The sequence below is a fragment of the Caldalkalibacillus salinus genome (assembly GCF_016745835.1).
Lineage (GTDB): Bacteria > Bacillota > Bacilli > Caldalkalibacillales > JCM-10596 > Caldalkalibacillus_A > Caldalkalibacillus_A salinus.
This window is the reverse complement of the sequence record NZ_JAERVL010000018.1, coordinates 124,782-137,342: the sequence shown is the minus strand read 5'-3', so window position 1 is coordinate 137,342 and position 12,561 is coordinate 124,782. Positions and strand designations below refer to the sequence as shown.

At 43.6% G+C, this 12,561-nt stretch carries 8 protein-coding genes; 5 read left to right on the top strand and 3 right to left on the bottom strand.

What is annotated here, in order from left to right; all coding sequences use genetic code 11:
- Together JKM87_RS12195 and JKM87_RS12190 are read left to right on the top strand one after the other, a co-directional pair.
- On the top strand, positions 1-374 hold a 374-nt coding region (locus JKM87_RS12195), incomplete at its 5' end, for a WIAG-tail domain (RefSeq protein ID WP_202080639.1).
- A gap of 254 nt (positions 375-628) precedes the next feature.
- Positions 629-1,192: an FAD-dependent oxidoreductase gene (locus JKM87_RS12190; protein WP_202080638.1), complete on the top strand. Its 564-nt coding sequence runs from the start codon at positions 629-631 to the stop codon at positions 1,190-1,192.
- Positions 1,193-1,347: 155 nt separating this feature from the next.
- Here the strand turns inward: JKM87_RS12190 and JKM87_RS12185 are convergent, their stop codons facing one another.
- Positions 1,348-1,578, bottom strand: a complete 231-nt coding sequence (locus JKM87_RS12185; RefSeq protein WP_202080637.1) for a helix-turn-helix domain-containing protein — start codon at positions 1,576-1,578, stop codon at positions 1,348-1,350.
- A 488-nt stretch (positions 1,579-2,066) separates the two neighbouring features.
- Between JKM87_RS12185 and JKM87_RS12180 the strand changes: the two genes are divergently transcribed.
- The 3 genes from JKM87_RS12180 (at position 2,067) to JKM87_RS12170 (ending at position 7,563) form a co-directional block, all read left to right on the top strand.
- Positions 2,067-3,860: a Rieske (2Fe-2S) protein gene (locus tag JKM87_RS12180; RefSeq protein WP_202080636.1), complete on the top strand. Its 1,794-nt coding sequence runs from the start codon at positions 2,067-2,069 to the stop codon at positions 3,858-3,860.
- Positions 3,861-4,122: 262 nt separating this feature from the next.
- Complete coding sequence (locus JKM87_RS12175) at positions 4,123-5,577, top strand: hypothetical protein (protein WP_202080635.1); 1,455 nt, start codon at positions 4,123-4,125, stop codon at positions 5,575-5,577.
- A 321-nt stretch (positions 5,578-5,898) separates the two neighbouring features.
- Positions 5,899-7,563: a glycoside hydrolase family 13 protein gene (locus JKM87_RS12170; RefSeq protein ID WP_202080634.1), complete on the top strand. Its 1,665-nt coding sequence runs from the start codon at positions 5,899-5,901 to the stop codon at positions 7,561-7,563.
- A 69-nt stretch (positions 7,564-7,632) separates the two neighbouring features.
- Here the strand turns inward: JKM87_RS12170 and JKM87_RS12165 are convergent, their stop codons facing one another.
- Together JKM87_RS12165 and JKM87_RS12160 are read right to left on the bottom strand one after the other, a co-directional pair.
- A complete protein-coding gene (locus tag JKM87_RS12165; protein ID WP_202080633.1) occupies positions 7,633-8,922 on the bottom strand; it encodes an aminotransferase class I/II-fold pyridoxal phosphate-dependent enzyme in 1,290 nt (429 codons plus the stop codon).
- 266 nt (positions 8,923-9,188) lie between these two features.
- Positions 9,189-12,557, bottom strand: a complete 3,369-nt coding sequence (locus JKM87_RS12160; protein WP_202080632.1) for a phosphodiester glycosidase family protein — start codon at positions 12,555-12,557, stop codon at positions 9,189-9,191.
- Positions 12,558-12,561: the final 4 nt, after the last annotated feature.

Genomic DNA, 12,561 nt, shown 5'->3' with positions numbered 1-12,561 from the left:
AAATTAACCAGGATCACCTTGCCCAAGGCATTGTACAGCAGAAGCATGTGGCTGATGGGGCGATTACCAAGGATAAACTTTCCTTTAACCCTATACAAACAGGAGCTAAGAACCGTCAAACATTACAACAGTGTGGGATCCTCTCTTTTGAATTTGAAGAAGAAGGTGAAACAGTGGATGTGACCGTGCCTCTTGATGAAGCTTATGCCGATGAGGACTATGTGATTGTAGCTATGACCAACCATCCTGCTTGCCACTGTGTGATCAAAGAACAAACAACTGAAACAGCGACAATAACGATTACACGTCATAAATTCACACCAAAACCTAACGGCATCTTCCATTGGATTGCCATAGGGAAACCAAAAAGCTAAAAATGTAAGAATATAAGTGACATATTTGTTTAGCGAAAGATTGAAAACGAAGGTATGCCGATTAGGATAAAGGCGTACCTTCTTTGTTTGAGGTAAAAAAACTTAGATAGATACCTCAGCAGGCAAGGAAAAGTTAATCAATATGACAAGATAAAGTAATTGAGCGTGTTGCTTTACAGTTCTTGGTCCCAAACGTACAATAAAAGTACAAATAGTACAAAAAGTACAAAATCTTAAACGCTGGAGGGATAAACATGTACGATATTGCAGTCATTGGAGCAGGTCCTGCGGGCGCTAGCGCTGCTTTATTTGCAGCGAAGGCAGGAAAACAAACATTGTTAATAGATAATGACAAGTCTATTACAAAAAAAGCATGGATTGAGAACCATTATGGGGTTGAGGAAGTCACAGGTCCTGACTTGGTTGAAACAGGGAAGAAGCAAGCGGCCAAATTCGGTACAAAATTGACCGAAGGTACTGTCACGAACATAGAAAAAGTAGGAGAAAGTTTTGTCGTTAAAACAGAAGACCAAGCGTACGAAGCAAGGCATGTTATTATTGCAACAGGGGTATTGGCTGATTTGGCTGAGAAAGTTGGACTACAATCAAAACCAGGTACAGAACCTCGAATTAAAAAGATTCTTGATGTGGACCAAAACGGACAAACCAGCATCAAAGGTATCTGGGCAGCAGGTACTATTGCAGGTGTGAGCGTTCATACGATAGTGACGGCAGGTGACGGTGCTAGAGTTGCCATTAACGTCATTAGTGAGTTGAACGGTGAGCGCTACGTTGACCACGATATTTTAAAACCTTAATAATGGTTGAATCACGCATACTTAATAATGAAAATTAACAACGGTTAGATGTTTACTACATTGGTTGCTTAAACCTAAAAACGGTACAAAATAACCTGCGAATCACCGATCATCATCGCATTGATGTCGCAGGTTATTTGTTTGTGATCCATTTTTTACCACCAAAAGTCCTCGTATTCGATAGGATCAAGTCCCAGGTTTTCAAATCCCTTTTTAATCTTCATAAATTGCACGTAACGAGGAGTATAGAGCGGATCCTTACATAACTTTGACACCGTCTTATTAGAAATGCCTGAAGCCTCAGCAAAATCCTTCTGATAAATATCTCTCTCATCTAAAAATCTTCCAAATTTCGTTCTTTTTTTGGGGTCTTTTCCCCATAGCATCGTTCATCCCTCCTATCACTAGCTGCTCTCATTTGTACATATTGTCCGGCGAACTTTGCTTCATTTTTACCCCGTACAAAGGCTTTCAACACATTCGTGAATAACATCCAAACCTGTCCTAATATTTAAGACGCCACAAAATGGAAAAAGTTAGTGTTTAAACTCAAATTGATACGAACGGTCTATTTTCATCTTTGAATAGGACTATCATACCTATTACCAATAGGGAATAGAGGCATCCGAAGGCCATTTGGCCATCTTACTAAGGGTTGGTCACTAGGAATTAAAAATATATAATAAACAAAAATGTTTACAAAGTATAAAAAATAGGGTATCATTTCCATTATAAAGGAAGTTTGGTTGTAGGGTATGTGTCATTTTGGACCTACCGTAAACCCAACACCACTTACAGCTGTGTACAATCATTATAATACATCCAATATGTATTTAGTTTACAGAAAATTTATAATGTTTAGGAGGTTTGAAGGATGAATCAAAAGCAGGAGACAGCGAAAGAGAATAGGCTACTTGTTGGATCAGTAGAAGAAGTGAAGGAAGCTGGGGCAAAAGTCATTAAAGGAGGGCAGCATGGAATCGCCGTTTTCTATCATGAAGAGACATTTTTTGCAGTGGATAACCGTTGTCCACACTTGGGATTCCCCTTACATATGGGTAGTTTGTGCGATGGCTTACTCACTTGTCACTGGCACCACGCTCGGTTTGATGTGCGAAGTGGAGGAACGATGGATCCCTGGGCAGACGATGTGACGACGTACCCTGTTCATGTCGAAAATAACGAGGTGTGGGTCTACACCGTTCCACACACTAAGCGAACGCTAACAAACATCAAAAACAGGCTAAGGGAAGGACTAGAGCAGAATCTTGGCCTTGTCATTGCAAAATCAGTTGTGGCATTAATCGAGGCAGGGGAATCACCACACAAGATAGCCCAAATTGGCATTGAATTTGGTACCAAACATCGACAGAGAGGATGGCGCTCAGGATTGACTATCTTGACAGCCATGACGAATGTCTTACCTAAACTTGATAAAAACGGACAGATTTTAGCTCTTTATCAGGGTTTGGTTCATGTTGCACGTGAGAGTGCTAGGATGGGCACACGCTTTTTATTAGGGGCGCTACCTGTAAAAGACAGAACATCAGCATCTACGATGTCACAACTCTCTCAATGGTATAGACATAATATTGAGGTCAGGGATGTCCAAGGGGCTGAAAGGGTATTACTCACTGCCATTGAGGCTGGGATCAGCAATGAACTGCTTAACGATATGATGCTGACGCCAGTGACAGATCACTATTATATGAATGTAGGGCACTCGTTAGATTTTCATAATAAAGCTTTTGAAATGCTAGAACATATCGGTGAAGCGCATCGCTCCTACGTTTTGACCTCCCTCCTACCAGAACTAGACAGTGCGTCACGGAGTGAAGAGTTACACAGCTGGCAGTCCCCTGTTAACTTAGTTGAATTATTAGAAAGCGCGTTTGAAGAACTACCCCATATATTAGACTCTCAACAGGTTAATACGGAAGTTAAACATGAACAGGATGAAGGTGCTTTAATTGAGCAGTTACTGAGTGATCGACCTGAACGCACAATTGAGATTATGCTTCATGCGTTGAAAAGTGGAATGACGCCCGTCAGGTTAGCACAAATTGTCTCTTTGGCAGCAGCAGAACGATTGGCTCGTTTTCATGTGCAGAATGAATTGAGAGATTGGATCACAGTATTGCATACTTTTACCCATGCCCATGCCGTTCACGAATCACTTCGTCGATCGACTTCTCCTGAGCTAACACGTGCCGTTTTCCATACAGCCATGAGCATATATCTCGATCGATTCCTCAATACGCCTTCTGCCCGTCGTCCAAAGCCAGATCTTAGTGACCAATCGCCACCTAATACCGATGAACTGCTCGAATTACTGAATAAACAACAACAGACGGACCAAGCAGGAAAATGGGTGGTTACGTATTTAGCGCGTGGGGGAGACAAGGAAGCACTCTTCAATACGATGGCCCATGCTTTCCTCAGAGAAGATGCAGAGTTTCATACTTTCCAAATGTACGAGGCGGCCATAGCGGAGCACGATCATTGGTCAGAGGAACAGACTGATTTAGCAAAGCGTGCTCAAGACACGATGATCATTGCCACGACACGTTATATCGCAGCACATGCGCCTACCTCTCGGGAAGTGCCTCACACCGCACGTATTGCTATGCGTTTGCATAGAGGGGAAAAGCTGTTTGAAGAAGCATAATACAAAATAATGAATGACCATCATACACGATACGGAGGCTAAAACCAGGCTTGATTCATTCAAGGCTGGTTTTTTATTTCATAAGCTGTATGCTTTGAGGTTAGGTCGAAAGGCGGATTGATTGTCCTGCCATCCTTGTTTATATTGGAAGTGTTTCGTTTAGTTGGAAGAAATGAGATGGTCAAGTGCCGACGTGACTGTTAGTAAACCACTGAGAAGCACACTGTCTGATAACACAGCGCATACGATAAGGAGGAAGAGGATGAGTGACAATGATCATACGAGAAGACCAACTAAGGAGAATGCAGACTTTAAAGGTATGCCCTGTTGGATCCCTAAGCTTTTTTCAACTATCATAATTCTCTTGCTCCTGACATTAACCCTAAGTGCATGTGTAGGGTTGTCTAATCCACAAGAAGAGGATGTCATGTACATCGTGCCCTTAACCCTGTTTGAGGGACAAGAAGCTAAGTATAAACCTTATTTAGAGGATGATCATGGAAGTGTTAAGCTTTCCTACGAAGGCAGGAATAGGGAGTACGAAATCGCTGTAGAGGTATGTCATAATGGAAAGAAAGTGCGTCGTGTAGTAAGTACATCTGGCGAACTAGTCACCAATAAGCCCCTAGGCGATCCGGTGACCTACGAGCGTGAATTCTTGACTTCTCTCACCGATACACAATGTCAGGATGACGAAGGTGATTGCTTGTTGCTCAAGGCCTCTCTCTTTGATAAGGAACAGGGAAATAACGTATCTTTCTCATCGCAGTTTGAAAATAATTTGCTTATTAAAACATTTTATTTACAGGCAGTACCTGACCAAATGGAGGTTAAGCCAGGCGAAGAGCAGGCATTCATGTGGTTTGTAGGGACATCAGCTGAAACGTCGGCAGCGTTAGATTTATCTGACTACCTTTCTGCCGAATATGCCGTTGTGTACAAGTTCAGATTAGATCCTCCGCAAGAAGAAGAGAAAGAATCACAAGTCAATGACGAGGTGACAGGTGAGAGTAGTGGCAACAGTGACGATGATGGGTCCATCACCCTTGGTTCCGTCATAGAAGAGGTTGAATTGGATTTCAAAGCTTGGGATTCTCATCAAGTTTTAAGTCAAGCAGCACCACCAGAAGAATGGATCGATTATCGACTGATCCGTGTGGAAGCAGAGCCTTTTCCACAGGATGCGTTAACCATCCATTTAGTAGCGGAGGAAGAAGGGGTGTATGGCGCCTATTTAGAAAGTGAGGGCCACTTTTATTACCTTAAGGAATATCATGCGTTTAATACATCGAATCACCCCCACCCTATCACCATAGACGTTAAGAGGAGAGAAGATGTAGGGTCGTATATTGAGTTAGCTGGTCGTGGAGGGGCGACATCAGAGGATAGAGACATGTTTGTTTATCTACAATCCGAACAGAGCTGGGTACGACTAGCTATTGACAACACCACAGAAGAAGATTTAAACCATGATGGTACGTCTCTACTTGTTGCAACATCCAGGGGGAGTGTGCCCTCTTTTGTACACATTCTACGATGGAATGGACAACGATTTGAGTACACTAATGTAACAGAAGCTACAGGGAACGATTATGCTAGATTAAGAGAAATAAATGATAAAACCTATATTGAGGTTGGAGATTTGTATGAAACAAATTTTGATATCTATCAATACGATCAAGGTATTTTGAAAAAGCTCCAGGTGCATAAAGATTAGCACGATACGTATCAACTATTTTAGAAAAAAGTCTCGTCAGGATCGTTCATATTATGGTAGGATATACGAGAAAGCGTTTCACATGGTCAGCTATGAGGTCCTGTCCAATGCGAGGTGGTCAAACCTAATCATCCTAGCGAATAGGTTTAAACAAGGCTCTGGATGGAGTAGCAATGGCCATCATTTGTTTTTTTTTGCCCTATAGTGCAATCGATTGCCCTATAGTGCAATCGATTGCACTAAAAGATGAAGCTGTGTTCAAAGTTAAAGATTGAAGCGTATTAAAAGCAAGAGATCACAAGTAGACAGAGGTGTTAAGAGATGAAAAAGGTGTGGTGGAAAGAAGCCGTAGGCTATCAGATTTATCCTCGCAGCTTCCAAGATTCTAACGGGGACGGAATAGGGGATTTGAGAGGCATTATTCAAAGATTAGATTATATTAAGGATTTGGGGATCGACGTCATCTGGATTTGCCCCATGTATAAGTCGCCAAATGATGATAACGGCTATGATATATCAGATTACAAGGATATTATGGATGAGTTTGGCTCGATGCAAGATTTTGACGCGCTATTAGCCGAAGTACACCAGCGTGGGATGAAATTAATTATAGATTTGGTCCTTAATCATACGAGCGATGAGCATCCGTGGTTTATCGAATCGCGTTCGTCAAAAGACAACCCTAAGAGAGACTGGTATATCTGGAGAGACGGTAGGGGTGGCAAGGAACCTAATAACTGGGAAAGTATATTTGGCGGATCTGCTTGGCAATTAGATGAGCAAACGAATCAGTATTATTTACATGTCTTTTCTACGAAGCAGCCTGACCTGAACTGGGAGAATGAGGTGGTTCGTTCTGAGTTATATGACACAGTGAACTGGTGGCTAGACAAAGGCATTGACGGCTTCCGTATCGATGCCATTAGTCATATCAAAAAACGTCCAGGGTTACCTGATATGCCCAACCCTGAAGGAAAGCATTACGTACCGTCCTTTGACATGCACATGAATCAAAAGGGTATTCAAGCATTTTTACAGGAGTTCAAAGACCGTACGTACAGCCAATATGATGTGATGACAGTCGGGGAGGCGAACGGTGTGAGTATAGACGAGGCGGATCAGTGGGTTGGTGAAAAGGAAGGTAAGATGAACATGATCTTCCAATTTGAGCACCTCAACCTCTGGGATGTCGAAACGCAACCGACATTAGACATTGTAGGATTGAAGAAGGCACTCACCCGCTGGCAAAAAGGGCTGGAGAACCGAGGTTGGAACGCTCTATTTATTGAAAACCATGATAAGCCGCGCGTGGTATCTACATGGGGAAATGATCAGGAATATTGGCGGGAAAGTGCCACGAGTATGGCCACAATGTATTTCCTTATGCAGGGCACCCCGTTTATTTACCAGGGGCAGGAAATTGGCATGACGAATGTCCAGTTTGACACCATCGAGGATTATGACGATGTGGCTGTTAAAAATCTGTACAACATCAAGAAGGAGGAAGGGGTACCTGACGCGGATATTATGCACGTCATCTGGAGCTCGTCACGTGATAATAGTCGTACACCGATGCAGTGGTCCTCTGAGATGAATGCTGGTTTCACGCAAGGGACGCCTTGGATGAAGGTCAACCCAAACTATAAGGATATTAATGTCGAAGTGCAGTCCCAGCAACCTGACTCCGTATTATCGTATTATAAACAAATGATTCGTTTAAAAAAAGATCATGATGTGTTTACTTATGGGACGTATGATCTCGTTCAAGAAGATCATGAGCACATTTACGCTTATACGCGAACCCTTGATACTGAACGATATATCGTCCTGGCCAATCTGTCACCTAATGAAGCAGAATGGAAAGATGATCGGTATCAGTTATCGTCAACCCATCTCATTTTGCAGAACTATGATGTGCCTGAGCATGATAACGTGACACAATGTACATTCCGACCGTTTGAAGCGAGAGTATATCAATTGTCTTAAACTAGTATGGGTATAACTGTAGATATAGAAAAAAAGAATGCCGCACAAACGTCGGCATTCTTTTTTTCACTACTTCTCTAGTTCAGTCGCAGCTTGATAGATGATGTCAAACATCTCTGGTAAATCTTCTTCTTCAACACATGAGAACGCAATTCTGAGGTCTGTATCATTAATGGCGATCGTTCCAACGCCGTATTCGTCAAGTAAGTAAGTTCTGAGTGTTTCGGCATTGACTTTAAGCAATTCTAAACACATAAAATATCCGGAATTGAAAGGATACACGTTCCAAGCGTGATCATATTTTGCGTCACTTAACACTTCTTTCACCTTTAAGGCTCTACGCTTGAGGATATTTTCCTTTTCCCGCTGTTGAGCACGGAATTCAGGATTTTTAAGGGCTTGTAGCACCATCGACTGCGACGGATGAGGTCCGCTAGAAATGGTTCCTCTAATGATACCGTTGACCTTTTTTTCAAGCGCAAGGTTAGTACCTTCACTTAAGAATGGGAAAGTGATAAAGCCTACGCGTAGTCCCCAAGCAAACTCTTCTTTGGTTGCGCCATCTAATTTGATAGGTAGAATATGCGGGTGTATATTTATCAGCTGTGCGAAGACGGACTCTGTTAATGAGTCTTCATAGAATAGACCGAAATAGGCGTCATCAGCTACAACCACAATCTTTTGTCCCGCTTCCGCTTTCGCTTTAAGGCTTTGAATAATGCCTTTAACTTCTTCTTCGTGAGGGGTATAGCCAGTCGGGTTGTTCGGAAAGTTAAGAATGACGATCAGTTTGTCACCCTGTGCTTGATCTAAAGCTTCACTAAACCCAGCTACATTGAAAGTGTCCTCTTCGTTAAAAAACTTGTAGTGGCTAAAGGAAGCGCCTCTTCTGGTGCCAAATGTTAATCTATAGTTCCCCCATAATTTATCCGGTGTAATGACGGTGTCTCCTGCATCACAGAATAGATCAGCGACAATGCTTAGACCGTGTGTAATCGCATTGGTGGCGATCGGTAGTGAGATATGATCAGACGTTAAGGAGCGATTATCTTCAACGAGTTTGTCTTTCCACGCCTCTCTAAGCTCTTTTTTCCCCGCGGGAGGTGCATACGGATATACATCTTCGGGTGCCAGCTGGTCTAGTTGATCTTGCATGACACCTAAGTACATAGGGGCGTCTTGCTCTTTGGCAATACCAATAGTAGCGTTAAGACGATGCGCTTTTTCCTTGGCCTCAGCCGTTTGGGTTAAGATGCCTTTAGGGAAAAACATGTGCTTCCCTAAATCAGACAACATGTCATAAACGTGCGGATGCTCTTTCTCTAGAATCGTGTTTAGTTCAACTGCATTAGGATTCATTTTTTCCTCCCTGAAATTTGTCACAAGCAATATTCATTTCTTAGACAATTCTTTTTTATACCGTTATTAGTAATTTAACACAACTCGACGTCTCTTGTCATAAATGTATTTGCTTGTTCTCATCATCGTGAAGGCGTAGCGCAAAGGATAGTGGCGATAGTGTTGTGTCATCAACGTTCTTAACCCATTTTAGGCTCTCACTACTACTCACAAGGAAAAGTGGAGGTGTATATAAGAGAGGTTCGTTCTAGCTGATGTCACTGGTGTTATTCTGCGTCCAATTCAAAGGAAACTGACATGTCACCTGATGTAACAGTGAGATGAACAGAACCGTCTCGGAAAAAATGAATCGTTTGTTGAGCCGGATCGAATACAGCTGTATACGCTTCAGTATCTTGCGGATCAAGATCATCAATAGAGCCGATGAACAACCGCTCCGACCCTTCATAATATACAGTGGCCGGATACCTTAATGGAAAGCGCCAGTCAGCAGCCTGATGGCCTGTAAAAGTGATCGGCGTTGTCGTTCCCGTCGTAAACGTAGACTGAGAGAGGGTGATGTCTTCTAGAATAGGTCTTACCTCTGCTCTTATCCAAGGTTTTTTATTCAATCCTTGATAAGCCGGACTGTGTAACCTTTTGTCCACTTTCCATTCAGGGTCTACACTGAACACGGTATAATTATAAAAACCACCATGGTCCGGTGAACCATAAGCGCCTTTTCCATTCGGCCCCGTGACCATATAAGGGATACCGTCCCTGCGTTCCAAATCAACGAGATGCGCATGTCCGGAAGCCATGAGCACGCCTTTACCCGTTTCTTCTCTAAACGCCGTTAACCACTGCTCTAACAAAGTGGCTTCTTTCCCGTCTGATAAGCCGCGTGCCCCGTCAGGTAAGGGATCACGCAAAGGATGGTGGCCTAGTACAACGATGTTCTTAATCGTTTCATCATCTTTTGCCTCTTCAAGTGCTTCTTTTATCGTAAACCATTGCTGAACATTGCTACTTGAGAGCGAGCCCATCGATGTGTTCAGGAGTAGAAAACGGGTACCATGGTGATCGAAATAGTCGTGGTCGGGTCCAAAGTATTGCTCAAAATTGTCCAAGTTGTTGGTCCCGTATACTTCATGATTGCCTGGGGTGACATAATACGGGAGATCAAGGTGGCTGTCGATTAATTGTTTGGCATATTCGTATTCCTCTTCCGTATCATAATCAATGACGTCACCGTTGAAGATCACGAAGTCATGATCCTGTTCGTTTAACGCTTGCAGGGTCTTAATCGCATGGCGTGTTTCTTTACTATGAGGGTTTCCACTAACAAGATGAAGGTCTGTGAGTACCGCAAATGTCCAATGCTCATCGGAAACAGACTCATTTTGAAGAATGAGCGGATCTGTTTGCTCATATTGCTGATCTGGTATGTTAAGTGTTTGAGATACTTTTGTTTGGACATTATCGATCATAATATAGCCCGTATCCTGTTTGTTTGGATCTGTTTCAACAAGATAGATACGATCTAGGGTAATAGGGTATTCAACCCCAGGTGGAATATTAGCTTCGACGTAACGCCAACCGTCCCAGTCTACAGTATAATGTAAGTCTAGTACGTGATAAACTTGGCTATTATCCCTAATCCTCGCTCTTAACCAGTGGCCATTTCCTTCTGAGCCGTAAACGTCGACTCCCACTGTTTTCACATCTCCATCAAGAGGGAGGCTTGTGTTCGGTGGAAACATGTAAGCCGCTCTCGTCCGGGTAGTAGTTGTAAAATCATAATTGAGGCGTACGGATTGGCCGTGTTCTTTTGTGTTCACATACGCTAAACTGCCATCAACCTGAGCCGGATATTTAAAAAAGGTCCAAGGTTGACTAGTGTCTTCAAACGTTTCAATCACTTTCTTCTCTAATCCAACAGTGAGACCTAGATACGCTTCAAGGTCACCGACTTGCGCCTTTACGAGTGTGGCACCGCTATCGACTAGGGCCTCAGCTGTCAATGAACCGTCTTCGTTTGCTTCTATATTAACGATAGACTCATCATAAGACAATACCATATCCCTTGGCTCAATATACGTTTTGTATCCTTCTTCATCTTTGGCTGTAACTAAGAAAGATGAGGACTGTCCTTTTTCAAGTCCAATCTGCTGTGGCTCGATATGAAGTGATACAGGCTCTCCTAGCACGTGTATGTTGAGATGCGAGCGCTTATTCTTGTACCTCGCAGAGATGTCGTGTTGACCAGGTTGCTTTGCTACGAATGTATTGCCCTCAAAGTGTCCTGCCTGACCGCCGTGCCATTTGATATCATCGTCATTAATCTCCATGGGGGCATACATGCTGTCGTAGGCATAAGCTTCAAAATCTCGGCTGAGTCCTTGAAAGACACGCTGAGTGTAAGCATCGATGTGAAAGCCCGCCAATTCACCCGATTGGCCTTCATTCCAAATACCTATACCGTTAGGAACTGGGCGCTCTCCACCGTCGGAAGGGCTGTTATAGACGTCAATGTCATCTCTACCTAAGGCACGAGCAACGAGGGTAGAGGAACCACCACCATCGAGGTTTAGGGCATGATAAGCTCCATTTTCGTGCATAAAATGGGCTAACTCTAATAAAGTCATCCCACGACTGTTTCGTTGTCGGCCATCTATTGTTGCCAAGTACATGTGGGAGCCATCTTGACTGAAGCCTATAGCCGTCCTCGGATGTCTAGCCCCATGATCAGCTGTCGCTATTTTCCCCTCGGTGACGAGCGGGACACTGCCACCAACTGCAAATTGCAATTGTTCAAAGTCAGGCGTCATAGCGTACGAGACAGTCACCTCGTCTCCAACCTCAAGCTGACTCAAGTACTGGGCTGCTTCACCTTTACCGCTTAGGATGAACCCCTCTGTACGGATGGGCCCTTGATGCGTTTCTCCTTCATAGATACTTTGGACTTCATGATCGACGACTAAGATTTCACGATAATGGGTGCCTTGTACGTTATGGTCGCGACTCTTTTCACCCCAATAAGTGTTGTACATGACAAGTTGGTTTTGTCCAACGGATGGCTGATTAATCCCATCCAAAGGCTGTTGACCATATGAGCTTTCGACAAACCCATCTAACAGTGTCTCTGTGATTAAGCCTACGCGGTCCTGCGTGACGGCTGCACTCATCCGTCCTTCGTAACCACTTTTGAGCAGTTCTCCCTGAGAGACTTCCGTCCCCATCGTCGCATTCGTATGCCCGATATCAAAAAAGTCTCCATTGACACCTGCAACTGCACCAGCATCCTCGACCTGTTGACTGATCGGTCCAGTATCCGTTGCACTTCCGGCTGTGAGAAGCCCAGTCTGGACTGTATCTTCGCTAAGATCCACGGTTAGCATATCAGCTTCAATCCAACCCTCGGTGTCGAAAATAGAAAACGACGTTAATGTGATGCCCTGTGCCACAGGCGTTTCTTGTTTTTCTTCATGAATGACCGTTTGCAGGGACAAAGGTGTTACATCTGTTGACTGAGCCGACTCATTTGTGGCGACAGGTGTGTCTGAGCTGTGGATAGGCCCAGTGGCGTCAGCAACATTCACCGGGACTAGCAAGGCCAAAGTCAAAAACAACATACATAAACGTTTGAATAGCACAACT